Source organism: Onishia taeanensis (assembly GCF_900100755.1).
Taxonomy (GTDB): domain Bacteria; phylum Pseudomonadota; class Gammaproteobacteria; order Pseudomonadales; family Halomonadaceae; genus Onishia; species Onishia taeanensis.
Genome location: NZ_FNCI01000001.1, coordinates 325,272 through 342,927, shown reverse-complemented (window position 1 = coordinate 342,927; position 17,656 = coordinate 325,272). Strand labels below are relative to the sequence as shown.

11 protein-coding genes are annotated in these 17,656 nt (G+C 63.3%); all 11 read right to left on the bottom strand.

Annotation, left to right across the window (positions count from 1 at the left end):
• Positions 1-6 precede the first annotated feature (6 nt).
• Positions 7-1,308, bottom strand: coding sequence for a cytochrome c (locus BLR71_RS01535; RefSeq protein WP_092522388.1), 1,302 nt, complete (start codon positions 1,306-1,308; stop codon positions 7-9).
• 1 nt (position 1,309) lies between these two features.
• Positions 1,310-2,911, bottom strand: a complete 1,602-nt coding sequence (locus BLR71_RS01530; protein ID WP_092522386.1) for a GMC family oxidoreductase — start codon at positions 2,909-2,911, stop codon at positions 1,310-1,312.
• A gap of 2 nt (positions 2,912-2,913) precedes the next feature.
• Positions 2,914-3,498, bottom strand: coding sequence for a sugar dehydrogenase complex small subunit (locus BLR71_RS01525; RefSeq protein ID WP_092522384.1), 585 nt, complete (start codon positions 3,496-3,498; stop codon positions 2,914-2,916).
• Between the two features lie 308 nt (positions 3,499-3,806).
• The gene (locus tag BLR71_RS01520) at positions 3,807-5,030 is read right to left on the bottom strand and encodes a hypothetical protein (protein WP_092522382.1); all 1,224 of its coding nucleotides are present in this window, start codon (positions 5,028-5,030) and stop codon (positions 3,807-3,809) included.
• On the bottom strand, positions 5,027-8,632 hold the full coding sequence (locus BLR71_RS01515; protein ID WP_092522380.1) for a hypothetical protein: 3,606 nt from the start codon (positions 8,630-8,632) through the stop codon (positions 5,027-5,029). The genes BLR71_RS01520 and BLR71_RS01515 overlap by 4 nt, the downstream gene beginning before the upstream one ends.
• A 31-nt stretch (positions 8,633-8,663) precedes the next feature.
• Entirely contained in the window at positions 8,664-9,467 is an 804-nt protein-coding gene (locus BLR71_RS01510) for a DUF4123 domain-containing protein (protein WP_175491596.1), read from the bottom strand.
• Complete coding sequence (locus tag BLR71_RS01505; protein ID WP_092522376.1) at positions 9,467-11,575, bottom strand: type VI secretion system Vgr family protein; 2,109 nt, start codon at positions 11,573-11,575, stop codon at positions 9,467-9,469. The genes BLR71_RS01510 and BLR71_RS01505 overlap by 1 nt, the downstream gene beginning before the upstream one ends.
• A 1-nt stretch (position 11,576) precedes the next feature.
• On the bottom strand, positions 11,577-11,864 hold the full coding sequence (locus BLR71_RS01500; protein WP_092522374.1) for a type VI secretion system PAAR protein: 288 nt from the start codon (positions 11,862-11,864) through the stop codon (positions 11,577-11,579).
• 31 nt (positions 11,865-11,895) lie between these two features.
• Entirely contained in the window at positions 11,896-12,522 is a 627-nt protein-coding gene (locus BLR71_RS01495; protein WP_092522372.1) for a GNAT family N-acetyltransferase, read from the bottom strand.
• Entirely contained in the window at positions 12,506-16,159 is a 3,654-nt protein-coding gene (tssM, locus tag BLR71_RS01490; RefSeq protein WP_092522370.1) for a type VI secretion system membrane subunit TssM, read from the bottom strand. Before tssM ends, BLR71_RS01495 begins: the two co-directional genes overlap by 17 nt.
• 46 nt (positions 16,160-16,205) lie before the next feature.
• The gene (gene tssA / locus BLR71_RS01485) at positions 16,206-17,654 is read right to left on the bottom strand and encodes a type VI secretion system protein TssA (RefSeq protein WP_092522368.1); all 1,449 of its coding nucleotides are present in this window, start codon (positions 17,652-17,654) and stop codon (positions 16,206-16,208) included.
• Positions 17,655-17,656: the final 2 nt, after the last annotated feature.

The following is a 17,656-nucleotide window of genomic DNA, read 5'->3' as shown; positions in this document are numbered from 1 at the left end:
AAGCGCCTAGTGCTCCGGATTCGGACCACGCAACTCGGCGATTCGTTCTGCCGACGGCGCCTGCGCATCCGGATGACCGAACTGCTCGACCAAGTACGCCATCAGGCTTGCCGCCTCATCATTGCTGATGTCCTGATCCAGCGCCGGCATCAGCAATTCGCCCTCATTGGTCTCGCGATGAATGCCGTGCAGCACCACCTGGGTCAGATTGCCCAGCTGCGTACTGCCCATCACGCTGTTGTTGATCAGCGGCGGATAATGCCCATCCTGGGACCCCTGCCCCAAGGCTCCATGACAGCTTGCGCAGGCGCCCAGATAGAGCCGCGCCGCCTGGTCCTGCGGTGCATCCTCAGTAAGCGCGACACCGCGCAGCCTATCGACGTCATCGGCTGGCGTTCCCTGCGCAAAGCGGCTCGGCCCTGGCTCGCTGACGGCCGGCACCGACTTGAGGTAGGTGGCGATGGCCTTTAAATCATCGCGCGTCAGGAAACGCAGGCTGTGCTCGATGGCTTCGCCCATGGGCCCAGCCGCCTGAGCCTTGCCGGGCACGCTGCCAGACTCGAGATAGGTGACCAGCTGCTCGTCGCTCCAGCCCCCCACCCCATGGTCCTCGTCACCGGTGATATTGAAGGCATACCAGCCGTCAAGCTCGGCGCCGGCGAGGTAGTCTTCATCCCCGGCCTCATAGCCTTTCTCCTGAAAGGCCATACCACGCGGGGTATGGCAGGTGCCGCAGTGGCCTAACCCTTCGACCAGATAGGCGCCGCGATTCCACTCATCGCTCTGCGAGTCGTCCGGCGTGAAGCCGACCTCATCCGGGGCAAACATCCAAGCCCAGATATTCAGCGGCCAGCGCATGTTCAGCGGCCAGGAGATATCGCTGTCGCGGTTCTCTTTTGCCACCGGCTCGACGCCATGCTGGAAATAGGCATAAAGCGCCTCGACATCCTCGTCGGTGAGGGTCGAAAAGGAAGGATAAGGCATGGCCGGATAGAGCTGATGACCGTCCTTTGCCTCGCCGTTACGCAAGGCGTTGGCAAAGTCTTCCACCGTATAGCGGCCGATGCCGGTCTCGTTGTCCGGCGTGATGTTGGTCGAATAAATGGTGCCGATAGGGGTCGACATCGGCAGGCCACCGGCGAAAGGCTCACCCTCCGGCGCCGTATGGCAGGCCGTACAGTCGCCGGCCTTGGCAAGGTAGGCGCCTTTTTTGACCTGGGCATCATCGACCGGTTGCTGGGCGTGAGCGGTCGTTACGGCCAGCGCCAGGGGCGGCAGGACGGAGCTCCACTTGGCAAAGCGCGTCATGTCATACCTCCCCTTGCAGACGGTCGGCGATGCGCAGGGCCAGCGCGGCGATGGTCAGGGTGCAGTTCACCGAGCCCACCGTCGGCATGGTGCCGCTGCTGGCGATCGACAGATTCTCGTGATCGTGGCAACGGCAGTCACCGTCGACCACTGAATCCGAGGGGTCATCACCCATCAGCACGGTGCCGCAGATGTGCTGGTTGTTCGAATAGTCGTCACGGAACTGCACATCGGTACCCCCCATCAGCTCAGCGATACGGGCGTACTGCTCGCGGGTATGCGCAGCACTGCGCTTCACGTAATCATCGATGGCGTAGTGGAATTCCGGTTTGGGAATGCCCAATGCGTCCGTCTCGCTGCTCGGCACAATGCGATTTTCAGGATGCGGCAGTAGCTCGTGGAAGCTGTCGAACTGCACATAGCGCGAGGCCCGATCACGGATCTCCTGATCAAGTTCCGGCCCCAGGCGCAGGGTGTCCTCGGCGAGGATCTCTTTGGTCATCGGCGTCGTGCGCGAGATGTTCGACATATGCAGTTTCTTGGCGGCGAAGTCACTGCGGAAATCGCCATCGCGCCAGCTGACGATCGAGGTCATTTCCTGCGGGCCACGCCCCGCCCACAGCTTCTCGTTGGCGAAGAAACGCACCCCGGTGCCCGGGTGGTCCATCAGATTGCGGCCGACCATACCGGAAGAATTGCCGATGCCATCCGGGTAGGCGGCACTGGTCGAGATCAACATCAGCTTGGGAATCTCGATGCCGTTGGCGGCCAGCACGAACTCGCTGCCTTCCACGCGGTGTTCAGCACCCTGCGGATCCTTGTAATGCACCGCCGTGATGCGGCCGTTATCGCCCGCCTCGATACGATGCACCACCGCCTGGTCGATCAACTGGGCCCCAGCACGTTCGGCCTTTTCGACATGGAAGATGCCGTTGTACATGGCCCCGATCGGGCAGATCGGCATGCAGTTGTTGTTGCCGCAGCAGGTCGGCCTGCCGTCATAGGGTCGGCTGTTACGCGCCACCGGCTCGGTGACCATATTGAAGCCATTGCCGTTCAGCACGGCGGACACCCGCTGATCGTTGTAGGACAACGGCAGCGGTTCCATCGGGTAGGGAGCGCTCCGCGGCGAACCCAGGTCGATATCGTTGGGCCCCCAAACGCCAAGTGCCTCCTCGGCCCGCTGGTAGTAAGGCTCCAGGGTGTCGTAATCGATTGGCCAGTCTCGACCGACGCCATACAGACTCTTGAGCTTCAGGTCGCTTGGCAGAAAGCGCCAGGCCGCTGCGGCCCAATGCCAGGTCGTACCGCCGACGGCGCGGATGTACTGAGCGTCGTAGGCCTGCTCGCCCTTCTGCACCAGGTAGCCGTTGTCGGGGCTCGCCATCGGATGCGGCGCATAATCACTGGACGGATAAGGCGCCATGAAGTCCATCTTGTCGGGCTGGTTGCGAAAGCGCTCGACAATCTGCCAGCGCGGCATGCGCGGCCCCGCCTCGAGCATGATCACCGACTTGCCGGCTTCGGCCATGCGATGGGCGATCAGCGCCCCGGCCACGCCAGAGCCGATCACGACGACATCGGCGGATGCTGTTTCAGCCATGCTCAGGCTCCCTGCTTGGTGGTGGTCGAGATAGTGGTCGAGGCGGTCGTTGCACTGGCACTCAGGGCTGCCGATGGCGGTTCTTCGGCCCAATAACCCGGCCGGTTGGGGCAATAACTGCGAATCACCAAGACATCGGAAACGGCATCGAACATCAGCGACCGCTGGTAGGTGACCAGTTCGGCCTTCGGCACCTGGCCGACCACGCCGGTATACCATGCCGAAAGCAGACGATTGGCCACGCTGCGATGCGCCGTTGTCAGGCTTACCGTGTCGGCCTGAAAGGCCTCATCCAGGTAAGCGAGATCGTCATCGAGTGTGACCCAGTGACGCGACAGCACTTCGAAGAGCCGTTTGCCCTGCTCTTCATCGAGCCCAGCACGGGTCGTCAGTTGGCGCGACAAGCGCATGAAGCGTTCAAAGGGGGCATCCGCCTCATTCCCCTGCTGAGCCAGCGCCAGGCCGGGCATCAGGGGAATGGCGCCGACACCGAGAGAATGCTTGAGCAGGCTACGGCGGCTTAGCACGAACCGCGATGCGGAGCCGTCGCTCGAGGCAGGCGGCATATAGCCAGTCGAGGTCGTCATCCTGTCGTCCTCTATTTGAGATGCGGTGGGGAGTTCACGCCGGGAAGGCACATACGACTAAAGCATTAGTCGTTAGCATGCTATCAGAGTAAGTGGTGAACTTCCATGACTCTTCTCTGCTGCAAGGCGCTCAGTGGTAGGACGTACGAGCATGCCAAGTAATTGCCATGCGCCAGCTAAAAATAGTCGGATAGATGCCAGCGCGCCTTCCCTAGCGAGAATATGCAGGCACGGCATCCTTGCCGTGCGCTATATCGTCTAACTCAATCAGTGCCTCGACAACAGGCATCCGCCGAGACACACGAAACTCAGCGTTGGGTATCGTCTCGTTCCGAAGCCTCATTCGAAGATGCCGCCGCGGGGCGCTCCACAAAGCGCACGTTTTTTGTGGGTGCATGGGCGTAGGCGTTCACGTCTTCGGGTTCGGCGGTGTAGCTGCCCTCATAGCCCGGCACCGACTGGGCCATCAGATCAGGGCGGCTGCCCCATGGGGCGGCGTTCACCTTCTCGTGATGCTCATCACGCAGTCGGTTCAATTCCTTCTCGTCCACCTTGGCGTAGAGGTCGCGCCAGTAGGTGGCCGGGCGGCCGCGCTTGCCAGCCTCGTCGAAAGCCCTGGTGGTCGGGTCGAGATGACGGAAGGGCTCGAGCCGAGGAATGTCCGGTAGCGGCTGGCTGACGTCCATGAAGCGGCTCAGCATATCCCACATGGCATAGCGCTCGGCGATGCTGCCGGTATCGGTGGAAAAAGTGAACTCCAATGGCCCCTTGACCGCCGTGTTTGGATGCGGGCTGTGCTGGGGATAGCGATGGCGTACCTTGAGGGTATGACGCTGGTTGCCCTTCATGTCCGCTGCCATCTCGATGAAGGCATCGAACTCATAGAAGGGAAAGTTGCCACGGAAGGTCTTCACCAACCCGGAGCGGCGGCAGAAAGCGATATCATCGGACCAGTTCTGGTTACTCTTGTAAAAACGAATGCTGTATTTCTCAAACAGCCACTTAAATATCGTAGCCACTCCACAAACTGCAAAAAACGAAAAAGGGACAGAGGCCAGATCAAAAAAATCATCTCGCTCTGGATGTAAAACCTGGCCAATGACAACAAACAAAAACAAAACAAAAGCAATTCCAGAGAAAAACCACCCCCCCCCCTTTCCTCCGCCAGGTCCAATAAAACTAAAGCCGTGACTAAAAATAACGAACCAGAAGCGAAAAAAACGGTAAATCAGACTGACATCTTCATCGACGAATTTCGACCAGCGCACTTCATTTAGGTGATTGTAATCATGAAAATCTTTCTCGCCCATGTACTCGTAGTCACGATACCACCCTCCGGAATATTCATATTCGAATTCCGACGGATTGATGCCGATATAATTCCCCCATGGTAGGCGCGCCATATCGAAGGCGTCACCCAGCTTGCCGAGCGTGCTCTTGGGAGGCGCCGGTGCCTGATGCGGAATGCGTTCGGCCGTGAAGGCCGTGTCTTCGTACCCATCCTGCTGTTCCGGTTGCTCAGCGTCGCTCATGTCCTGCCTCCTTGCTTGTTCCAGGGCCAGATCAGGGCCGTCGGCTTCACCAGCAGACTGACCTGATCATTAAATTGTCGATTCTTGCGCTCGGCGGCGTCCCAGTAAGCGATGCTTCCCTCACCGTTGATGGCCTCCAGTTCCAGCCGCACCAGATGCTCTCCTCGGGCATGGGCACGGGAGAACCCAGGCATATCTCGGAACGAGTCCTTGTTTGCCAGGTACCAGTCGGCTGGTACGACGTCTTGCCCAGAGACCTCAGGCACTGCCATTCGCCCCCATCCGTCATGCAGTTGCAGACCTAGATAGCGAATTGCACTGTCCTCCGGGTCTCTAGCATCGGGTCGCACCAGCAGTCGCCGCCGATCCATGGGCGCATACTGAGAAAAGTGCACCATATCCGGTACCGGCGCCAAATGCTCTGCCATCAGGTTAGGGATCGGCAGGGTAAATTCGCCATGACGCAAGGCGGGACAGGTCATGCGAACGGCAATATCGCAATCGCGGAACCTGGGATCAATATCGAGCAGGCTGCCGGGCGTCACCAGGTCGAAATGTGCCTTGAAGATCCCCTGCAGTAACTGGAAATAGGCCTCTTCGGGCGAGGACGAGCGGAGAGAATCAAGATAATCCCGCTTGTCCACCATTGTGGCATCTTCCTCGGCCTCTTCCGTCAAGTCTTCGAGTCGATTACCGAGACTGTCTCGATCATGTCCGAAGGGACCATAGTGCACCCAGAGCGAGAAGCGATCGTCACGCGCCTCAGAAGCCATATACTGGCAGACCAGTGCCACCACGAGGCTGCCCACCATCACGGGCACCGGTCTCGGGGTGCCTATCAGACCAAGCAGGCCATTCAGAAAGCGGTTTCGTGCCAGATTGGCTGCCGCGATATTGGCCGCCGCCTGACCATAACCGGTCCCCACATAGGCTCCCACGGCGATGCTGCCGCTGGCGCCCCATTTCCACAAGGCCGCATGCTTCAAGCCCTTCTGGTAAAGCTGTAACCCCTCGATCGCCACCAAACCTGAGGTAAAGAGCCCAGCACTAAGTCCCGCAAAACCTCGAACCTGGCCCGCCTCGCCCAAGGCTTCCTTCCACCCTGGGCTTTTTATCATGCGTATATCTAGAAACTGATTGAACTTTGTGGCCAACCCCCAACGCACATTAGCCAACTTGAGACCTTGCAGGGTGAGTAGCGAAGCATCAATTAACGCACTACCAGCATTGTAATAATCGAGTTCACTACTATCTTCAGCAAAGACTTTTGGAACATTCTTATAAAGATTCCATAGCTCAAGCCCGGCCAATGCCGACCAGAGTCCCATATAACTACTCTGGGTCCAGCGAAAGGCTCGTTCAGTGGTAACCTGCCCCGATACGCGATATTTCTGTGCCGTGGCAGAACTACTCGCGACGGCTTCGCCACCCATGGCATTTTCCGCCGACGCGGCTACCTGAAGGGCGACACCTCCCGCGGCCATTTCGTGAGTCAGCGGGAGAACCTCGTCGGGCAATATCATCATGATACGGCCATTTTGGTCAGTCACCCGAATGGGCTTACCCATCATCGCTCCCTCGAGATCAGCAAGATCCGAGGCCAATATCAGCGAAATACGGTCTTCGCCCAGCTTGTTAAGAGACCATATATTAAGGAGGCTGGGCAAAACGCTGCTGGCCAAGGCTTCCATTCCATTCATGGCCATACGCCACAGTCCCATGGCATCCCCAAGTTCCAGCCCTTCTTCCTCCTCGTCGAGGCGCTGCTGTTGGGCTATCAACATATCGCCGGTGTGCGTGGCCACCTTGCTCGCCTGGTCGGCCACTCGGGTACCGCCTTGAGTGATCTTAGCCAGATCGCGGGCATGACTCTCGCCCCAGCCATCATCTTCTCGATGCTCAGGCGCATACAGCAGATAAGCCAAGGGATGAGAGGCCTCGATAAACAAGGCATCCAGGGTCTGGCGACATCTGGCTGGCGCCTGGAGCTGCTGGGCTTCTGCGGGCGTGGCCTTGGGGTCGAGGCAGCCCATGCCCGCCATCAGCGGCTCGAGGCACTGCGACAGCAGAGCATAGGGCTCCAGGTGGTTAAGGTCGTCGAACGGCATGGCATCGCGCAGCGCCGCACCAAAGGCGCCGGGGGAGGCGTCCTCGAGCATCTCGGCCAGCGACGTCAGTCGCTCGTCCAGGCGCAGCCGGGCCAGACGACGCTCCTCTTCCTTGATCAAGCGCGCGAACAGGCTCTCCCGGGAACGGTCGAGGCGACGGTCGAACCACTCGTCGAGATAGACCGGGTTCTCCTGGCCATCGGGGCCAGTTGGCATGAAGCAGTTGGCCAGCACCAGTTCCGCCGACTTGCCATGAGGATGGTACTTCATGCCTTCGGAAAGCACCCAGAGCAGTTCCTGGTTCGCCTGGATGTCGTCGATCAGTTGATCGACCGCCCGCTTGGGATCGCGCAGGAAGATCGCGCATAGCTGCTGATCCTTGAGCGAAGCTAGAACGTCCTCACCGGCGGCCGGCGCCGGGATCAGCTCGAGCAGCGCGTCATCCGCGCGATCCTCGTCACTGCGACGAGGATTATTCCACTGCTGTACCAGGGTCGTCCGCAGAGCCGGGGCAAAGTCCCGCTGACGGCGGCGCATATCGAGATCCGGCACCGACGCCTCTTGCTCGTCGGACTCGAAGAAGCCCCGTTCATCCTGCAGCTGCTGGACCAATCCGGCCCACTGCTCACCCGAGACGTCTTCCAGATAGTCACGCGCGCTGCCTCGGGCCTGCTCATAGAGCGGATCGCGATCGCGCATGGGCGGTAGCCATTCCAGGGCCGCCTTGCCCTGCGTCTCATCGCGGCCCATCTCCAGACCATGCGCGTACTGGTTACGCAGATGACCGTCTAGCATGGCCGTCACGGCGGCGGTATTCAGCGGCAGCGGCTGGGCACGCTGCTGGATGCGCGCCGGCTCGGCCTCGAGCTCGATGACGTGCGACCAGGGCCAGGGGTGATCCGAATAGGCCAGGCGCACGTCGGCGGCTTCGCCATCCAACCGCAGCGGCAGGTGCAGGCTGGCCAGCTCCGGCCCGGTGTACTCGCGCACCACCGGCACCTCTCCCTGCTCGCGATAGCTCGCCACGTCGCTGTCGACAAACACCGGCGCCTTGCCCGGCGCGACGCTAACGGCCAATTCGCGGATCAGTCGCCCGTTGAGGAACACGTACAGGAAGCCGCCTCGGCAGGGGCCAGCCGCGATTTCTTCGTGATCCAGGTACTGCATCGGCACGCAGGAGACCATCAGGTGATGCTGAAAGTCCCGCTGCTTGGGGACGAGCCCGGTCCGGGTGACCTCTCCCTCTGACAACAGCTCGATCTCGATCTCGCCGACGCTCTGAACCAGGCGGACATCGGCCAGCTCGTCTTCCAGATACTCGGCGGCGGTCTCGACGATGGGTCCGTAGCGCCCCTCGGAGGCGCTGTCTTCGGCTAGAGCTTCGACGAGTTGATCGTCGCGGTAGAGCGCATAGGCGTTCTGATCGTTATCTCCGTGATGCCCGGTGATCTCGAGATAGAGCTTGCGGGGCCGGCAGGCGTGGTTCGATGACATTCCCTGTTTCCCTCATTCCCTGATGGTCTGGCTATTCCGTGGATGCCAGCCGTTGCATGCAATCGCGAAATTCGTGCAGCGTGGCAGCGTCTCGCTCGGCCTCGGCCAGCGCTTGAGCCGCCTTGCGTGATGGAAGGCGTTTTGCACTCACGTTGTGCCAATAGCTTTCCAGCTCTCGCCACAGCGCGGAGATGCTATCGTGATCATCGTGAAGCGCATGGCGGTCCAGCGCCCCAGCCAGCACCGGCATGAGGCGTTTCAACTGCTGAAGGCCGGACAGTCTTCTTGCCGTTTCTGGGTCAATCGTCAGTGGCAAGGGCACGCTTGTCGTCTCTGCCTGGCCCGACTCAGCAGACTCGAACAGCCAGCCATCACGGCAACGGCAGATCGGCCAATGCCAGCGCGTCTCGCGCCCCAAGATGGCGGCCTGTTGCCCGTGGCTCAACAGTCCCTCACCCAGCAAGAGGTGCAAGGCCATCGGCTCATGAAAGCGCCATAGTCCCTCGCCCTCTGGTTCGAGTCGTGCCGTAACGAAACTAGCCAGATGGGCCTGAACCTCGTCGATCGACAGCGGCGTATCGATGACGACCATCGCTAGATCCCCCCAGGCATCCAGCCGCTCGGCCAGGAAATCCGGTGTTTCGGTCACGTCCAGTAGTACCGGGCCAGCGCTCTTCAAGGCATCGTGAGCCGTTGCCTCATAGAGCCAGCGAAACTCAGGATTCTCGATCGCCTCGTAGCATCGCCGCAGCACCTCATGCTCCGGTAGGCTGGCGGTCTCCAACAGCCAATAACGCTGACCTGACGACTCTGGCAGACCCAGCGAGTAGCGCATCATCCTGCCCTGTTACGACACGGGCAATCCGACAAGGGGCAACTGCCGTCGGTCTGCTTCTGGCAAAGCTGCACGACGCTGGCCTCCTCGGCCGATGCCGACAGCAGCGCCTCGTGGCTGACGGGCTCGATTGCCTCATGGCTCTCCTCCGTGACCTCCCCCGGCAACTTCGGCGCCTGGGCGCTCTGGCCGGTGCCGCTGCCCGGGCTGCCGCCGGAGTTGATCTTCACACTCGGGCCGACGATGGTCACCCCGCTGGGGTCGAGCTTCACGAAGCTGCCGCCGGCCTTGAGGGTGATCTCGGCGCCGGCCTCGACCACCACCTTCATGCCGGCCTTGTGGTGGACCTCGCTGCCGGCCTCGACGAGCTGGGAACGGCCGATCTTCTCGTGGCGGGTCTGGCCCACGCTGAGGTGGTCGTCGCCGTCGATCTGGCTGCGGCGTTCGCCGTGCACGGTGAGGTGGTCGTCGCGGTCGAGCTCTTCGATACGGTCGCGCTTGACCTTGAGGTGGCTGTCGCGGCGGATCTCTTCGGTGCGGTCGTTCTCGGTCAGCAGTTCCAGGTCCTTCTGGGCGTGCACCCAGATCTGTTCCTGGTCGTGCTGATCCTCGAAGCGCAGTTCGTTAAAGCCCTCGCCTTGGTGGGTCTGGGTGCGCAGCACGGTGCGGGTCTTGTGCTCCGGCAGCGAATACGGCGGGGTATTCACGGCGTGGTAGGTGCGGCCGGTAATCAGCGGCTGGTCCGGGTCACCTTCCAGGAAGGAGACGATCACCTCGTGGCCGATGCGCGGAATCGCCATCATGCCGTAGCCGCCACCGGCCCAGCCCTGGCTGACCCGTAGCCAGGCGCTGGCCGTCTCGTTGGGCTCTGCGTAGCGGTCCCAGGGGAACTGGCAGCGCACCCGGCCATGTTCGTCGCAGTGGATCTCTTCGCCTTCGGGGCCGACCACGAAGGCCACCTGGGGGCCGTCGACTCGCGGTTTGGGCTGGGGCGCGGGGCGCCAGGCAGCGTCGTCAGGGGTCAGGCTCAGGGTATTGTGGTAGCGGGTCATGGCTTGCGCGCCTGACTGCCGGCCTTGAGCCTGAGCGGCATCTTCGCCCAGCGCCTGGGGCTGTTCCCCTTCGTGGACCACCTTGATGACCTGCCAGCCACGATTGAACTCGCCGACATCGTGATCGGCCAGGGTGAAGCGCGCGCCCGGGGAAAGCTCGGGCAGATCGCTCTCGCCATCGAGCGTTAAGGCGTCGTGACGCAGGTGCTCCAGCCGGTGGCGGGTAAAGGGCTGACCCGAGGCATCGGCCTTGTAGCGGCCCGGGTAGTCGTAGTGCTCATAGTCCTCACGCTGGCTGTGCTGCTCCAGCCCTTTGCCCTGCTGATCGTGGAGCTGGGCGTATGCCGGCTGCTTGAACGAATAGTCCTTGAGCTGGGCACGGGCCGGGCGCACCCGGGCGGTCTGAGTCAGGCGGCGCAGGTGGCGCTTGGGTGCGCTGCCACCGGCGCGATGGTGATAGGTGCGCTCGCCAAGCCCGGTGAGCACCTGGGGGTCGTCGGCGAACACCAGCCGATGGGCACCCAGGTCGCTGTCCTCGAACTCGTGGAAGTAGAACAGCCCTTCCTCGGCGGCGAGGCGCTCGAGGAACTCGAGATCGGTCTCGCGATACTGTACGCAGTACTCGCGCTCGACGGGCTCGCGACTCACCGCGAAGGCCACGTCGGTCAGGCCACGCTCCTCGCACAGGGTGTTGAGGATGGTCAGCGGCGAGACGCGCTGGAAGATGCGCGAGTTCTGGCGCAGCGAGAGCCGCCACAGCGACGGGCGGATCACCACTTCGTAAAAGCTGCGGCGATGGCCGCGATCACCGCGACCGAACTCACTGATAATGCCGTGGACGCGACGCTGGGCCACGCCGTCCTGCCACACAGTAAGGCTCGCCGGGCGATCCAGCAGCGCCTCGGGGGAGAGATCGGCGGCACGGCTGGCGAACCGCACCCGCAGTGCGAAGGGCGCTGAAAGCGCTTCTTCATGAGTGAAGTCGACGACGGCCAGGTCAACCTCGGCGGCTCCCGTCAGGCTCAGGGTAAACTGCAGTCCAGTTTGATCGGCCATGTCAGCTGCCCTCCCCACTGCCACTGCCAATGACCACGCCGCCGCAATCCACAGCGTGGCCGGTGAGTGCCACCGGCTTGCCGTCGACCAGGATGCTGCCCGAGCCACCGGCGATGGCACGTGGGTGGGGGCCATGGTTCGGCTTGTCATGAGGCGCCAGAGGGTCGCCCTGGCGTGCCACGGGTTTGCCATCCATGGTGACCGTCGGGCTGCCGGCGGTCACCGGTGTGGGGGGAAAGCCTTCGTGGTCGGTCCCCTTGTCTCCCAGCAATACGAACTTGCTTCCCATGCGTCGTCCTCCTGCCAATAGGCGTCGCCGTTCAGGCGCCGCTTGTGCATTCGCGTTGATCGTTCCATTGGGCCGGGGCCTCGAAACTCACCACCCCGCCGGCATCCATGTGCATGCGCCGAAACCCCGCCGCCTCAAGGCTCGCAGGCGCCGCGCCGACCAGCGGCAGGCGGGTCTGCAGCGGCGTTCCCATCAGCTCGCGACGGGCGGCCATCAGCAACCGCGCACCGTGGCCACGGCCCTGCCATTCCGGGGCGATGAAGAAGAAACGCAGTTGCCAGGCGGCCTCGTCGTCACGCCGACATACCAGCACCATGCCAAGCACTGGCCCATCGCCGTGGCGCAGGGCCAGTAGCCGGCCCTGCCAATGCGCCACCTTGCCATCTTCGCGCTGCAGCCAGAGCCCACGGTGGACCACGAACTCCAGCGAGCGGCGCAGAGTCTCAAGACGCGCCTCGTCACGAAGTACCCAAGGCGAAAGCCCTTCTCGCTCGGCGCGCTCCGCCGCATCGAGCAGCAACGCAATATCGTCGGGGCCGGCGGGCACCAGCGCGGGTGCCTCCTGCCGTGAGCTGTCATCCTGCGGCGTTTCGCCAGCGTCTTTTGTCGCCGGCTGGGTGGGTGCCGCGCCCATCCATCGTTTAAGTGTCGCCAGCATCGTGCTGCTCTCCTTCGGCGTACAGGGCCGTGGGCAGGCTAAAGCCCGCCACCAGTGACCGAGTGAAGGGGTTACGGGGTCCATCGGCGACCAGGCGATAGCGCATGCTGCCGCCATCGACATTGAAGCTGAGTTCCAGCTCGCGTTCGCCAGCGCCAGTCAACTGGGCGTCGTCCAGCAGACGGAACCAGGCCCAGGGACCATCCTCGCGAAGAGTGCGCGGCGAGCGGTTGACCTCGCTTGGCACCAGGGTGACTCGGCTCTCGTTGCTGTCGCGCAGGCCGTTGGGCCAGATCATCGGCACCCGGCGGCTGGCGCCATGGGCATAGTCGATCAACTGACCGTCGACGCTGATCACCCCGCGACGCTTGTCGGCACTGAGGCTGATCGGCTCCAGGCTGAAGGGCACATCCAGCACGCCGTCGCGGTTGAGATAGGCTTCACGAATCCGCTCGGCGCGCTGCATGGCATCGAGAACGCCCTGCCGCAGCAGCGAGTCGCCTTCTTCACTGCGCAGCGCCTCAGGCGCGCCTTCGATGAAGGGCTTGAGGTTGCGCTGGTAGAAGGCATCGAGGATGCCATCCGGAGCGAAGAAGGCCTCGAAGTCGGTTAGTGCCACCTCGCGGGACGCCTGGGGCGCCAGCGGATAGCGACCGGCCAGGCGCTGCTGGAAGGGTGTCACGACCTCGTCGATCCACTGGCTTTCCAGGTGGCGAACCGCACTGGCCATCAGCAACTGCCAGCTCTGATCGGCCAGGCTCTCGAGCATGCCGCCCACCGGCGCTGGGGTATCCTCGGCGATGCGCTTGAGCCGGGCGATCGGATCCTCGCCCTGCAGAGACAGACGGTCGCGGGCCAGCAGGAAGGCGCGGCTGCCACGATCGCTGGCTTCGTCCACCTGGCGCAGGTAGTCACGCAGATCGGCAATGGCGATCTTGATCTCGTCGAGGTTAGAGGGGTTGTCGCCCCGCTTTTTGGTCAGCTCATTGAGTGCGGCGAAGTGGCGCTCGATCTCGCTGGCAAGCTTATAGCGCGGCGAGCGCTGCAGGGCCTGTCGAGCCGCATCATCGCCTTCGGGCAGCTCAGGATAGAGCTGGGTCTGCTGAGAGACCTCGCCAAGCAGGCGATCCAGCGGACGGCTGGCACCGAGCAGCCCATCGGCGACCACTACGGCCTGATGAATATCGGGCAGCGGCACCAGATGAATATCGGCCAGCGCTTCGCGCCAAGTGACATGGTAGTCGCTGATATAGCGCTCACGCAGGGCATTCTGCAGCCGGCGACGATCGGCATCACTGAAGTCAATATCGTCACGCTGCCCCAGCACCCAGGTATCGACCAGCGCCAGCTGCGTGGCCTGATCCAGCTTGTCGAGGAAATAGCCCTCGAAGCCAGTGCGGGTCAGCAGCGGGGGAATGCGCACATTGTCCGGGTTGTCGTTGCTGGCCATGAAGACCAGATTGAAGGCCGGGCCAACGCTCGAGCGCAGGTCCAGCACCGCCGCACTGCGCCGGGCAATACCGGCCTTGAGCGTGGCGTAGACTCGCTCGTACATGGGCTGGCGGGCCAGTTCCTGCTGAGCGGCTTCGATGCTGCCCTGCATCGGCGCCATGGCCTGACGGGCGCCCGGCTTGCCGGCCTCGGCGTGGCCGGCCAGGTCGGTATACTCCATGGCGTAATCGAGATGCCCGAGCAGGCGGCGCTGCACGTCGCCGCGACCCGGGAAGTCTTCTTGCCAGCGCTCTTCCATGAAGTCATGCACGCGCTCGGGCTGTCGACCGCTGGCGTCAGACATCATGCGCAGGATGCGCAGCAGGGCGAGCTTTTCGTTGCTGCCCGCCGGGGCCTGGTTCATGTCATCCATGATGCCGACCATCAGCGCCGGCAGGAACTGCTCCTCGAGCAGCCGCAGATAGGCGTTATCGACTTCGACACCCAGGGCGTGGCCTTGATAGAGGCCCATATCGGCCAGCAACCAGGGCCGCGACCGGTAGTCACCAAACTCGCTGGTGGCGCTGAGCAGGCGATCCAGTGGCTCGAGCAGTGAATAGCCGGTGGGGTCGTCGCTATTCCAATGGCTGGGGCGCACGTCGAGGAAGGCCTCGGCCTTGTCCTCGACCGCCGCCAGCGCCTGAGTATTCTTCTCGTAGAAGTGATACCAGCCGCCGGTCAAGGCCGTACCGACGAGGACACAGCCCAGCGCGCTGGCACGGCGCACGCGACGCTGGCGCCGCGCTGCCCGAGCGTTGTCGCCGGCAAGCCCCGACTCGGGATAGATGACGCGTTCGAATAGCTCCTCGGTGAAATAGAGCGCCGAGCGCGTCGCTCGGTGTGCCGGCTGCACGCCATCGGTCATGCCATAGCGCCGCGCGGCGGCATCGACGAAGGGATCTTCCGGCACGCCCTGCTGATAGACCGAGGTGAAGTATGCACCGCGAACCATGGCGGCCGTGGAGAAACGGTCGCTGGATAGCGCCTCGCCGAGGAAGCCAAGCAGCACGTCGCGCAGGCCGGCGAGTTGGCGCACGAAGCGGAACACCGCCTCACGCTCCTCTCGATCGCGGCATTCGGCGAGCAGGCTGGGCATGGTCTGGTTGAGCCGCTCGAGCATGCCGTCATAGGCGTCGGCGAACTCTTCTTCCCAGCGTCCCGGGTGGTCGAGAGAAGCCGCCGAGAAGGTGAAGCCAAGCGGTGCCCGCCGGGCGGCACGAGAGTAATGGCGGAAGAAATCGTCGAAGCCGTGCAGCAGGTCCATCTTGCTGAAGGTGACGTAGACCGGCAGCCGGCTGCCGTGGCGCTCCATCAGCTCGCGCAGTCGCGCACGCAGCAGCGAGGCATAGGCCTTGCGCACCGCCACCTGGGCATCGCTGAGCCGGGCTAGATCGAGCACCAGCACCACCCCATCCAACGGGCGGCGCGAGCGGTTGCGCTCGAGCCAGCTCACGAAGTGATCCCACAGCCGGCTTTCAAGCTCAGCGGGCTCGCCGCCCTGCAGCGCCCCTTGCGTCAGCAGCTCGCCGTCAGGGTCGATCAGCACCGCCTTGTCGCCGATCCACCAGTCGAAGCCCAGCCGGCCACGCTTGCCCTGGCCGGAGGCTTTCATGACATGAGTCAGCGAGAAATCCTGTCCGGAACGGTTGACCAGGCTGGTCTTGCCGGCGTTCTCGACGCCCATGATCAGGTACCAAGGCAGCTTGTAGCGCGCGTTGTTGCCGCCACCCAGGCTGTCGGTGATCTCATGCAGCGTGGCATCCAGGCTTTCCTCCTGGCGCTCGATCTGACCGAGCACCGGGTCGAGCTGGCGCTGCGTCTCGTGCTGACGCTCGTCATTGAGGGAGCGCAGGCGCCGGGCCAGACGAATGCCCCATACCACGGCCACGACCCCGAGCAGCGCCAGGCTTGCCAGCAGCCGGTTGACCCATGATTCGAGCGGACGACCGCCGAATGCCTGCCACTGCGGCCCCAGCCACCAGATTGCCACCAGCAGGGCGACCACCAGCAGCCACCACAGCCAGACACCCAGGCGCTTCAGACCCTTCGCCTTGTTGGCGTGTCCGCGTGCCTGGTTGAGCTGGCTGTCAGCCTGGGACATGCCCGGCATCCAGCGGCTCAGTCCAGCCTTCAGTTGTTTCCACATGCGCCTTGCTCCCTCGTTCCTGTCGATTCCTTCATATCGCCATGCTCTAAGCGTCGAGTGCTGCCGCTAACCGGGCCGGCAACGCCGGCTCCCAGTGTTCCAACTCGAGGCTCTCGACGGCGTCATGCAATGCCTGATAGTGCTGCCGGGCCAGGGCGGCGAGACCGGCGTCATACAGCAGATCGGCGCTGGCCAGTCGCCAATAGACGCTCTCGCGGGGTGAGTCCGCAGACGCCAGCCCCTCGTCCAGCACCGCAAGTGCCGGCGCCAAGCCCTCTTCTTCCAAGCGTTCGCGCGCGGTTTCCAGGCCTTCCTGCCAGGGATCGCCGCCCCCCATGGCGCCACCCGGCGCTCCAGGCCCGGGTTTGTCGGCGAGCCAGGTGCGGGTTTCCGCATCGAGGAAGGCCGTGCCATCGCTGAAAGTCAGCGCCTCGATGCTTGGCAATCGCTCAACGAAGCGCGCCGCCTCATCGCGAATCGCTTCGGCGCAGCGTGGATGCTCGAGCCGGCGGGCGACCTCGGCGCTCAAGCGGTGCCCCTCGAGCCAATAAGGGCTCAGCGCCAGGCTGTTCTCGATGCGCCGCCAGTGTTCATGGGTAGGCCGGCCCGCCGCCGCCTCGCGATATTCGGCGGCGCGGTCGGCGGATACCGGCGCCAGCTCGGTACGCTGGCCATCTCGGGTCAAGGGCAGGCTATGAATGGCGTGCCAAACGGCATGCCGCCTCAGTCGATAGCCCAGCGCCTCGCCGGGAGACTGCTCGTTGAGAAAGTCGGCCATCTTCAACAGCGCCTGGCGGTTGCTGCGATCGTTGCCGCTCTCGAGACGCGCCTCCGGCGCTCGCGGAGCGCTGGGCTCGGCCTCGGTAGCCGATGCCCCCGAGCGGGTCGTATCACCATCGCTGCCACCGCCTCTACTCCCCCGGGATGTGCCGGACGACGACGGCGAATCGGCGGTGGGTGTGACCTGTTTGAGCAACCGCGCGAGTTCGGCCAGAGACTCGTCAGAAAGCTCATGGTCGGCGGCGCGCTTGCGCAGGCCCTCCAGCGCCTCGTGGCAGGCAGTGTGCGCCTCGGCGGCACCGATGAAGTCCAGGGCGCCGGCCAGCTTGACCGCCCGCTGGGCAAACTGCTGAAACAGCTTGGGCCTGGCTCTTTTGCCACGCGGCCCGGCAAAGGGATACGCCTCGGCCCACCAGGTATCCAGGGTGCCGGCCAGCAGCTCGAGCGACAGCGCGAAGCGTGCCGGGTCGCCGTCGTGCTGCAAGCAATGCAGCAGGTGGCCAAGCACCTTCAGGTCCTTACCCGTTGTGCTGAGCAGCCCTGCAGCGCGGGTTTCGGCCTCATGCCAGTTCACCTCGCCATGCTGCAGCGAGCCGACCTTCATCATCTCCTCGTCGAGCCAGTCATAATCCTGACGGTCCGTGACCGGCTGGCCGACCCCTTCATCGATAAGGGCGAGCACCGGCTTGAGATGGACGGACTGGGTAATCTGCATAG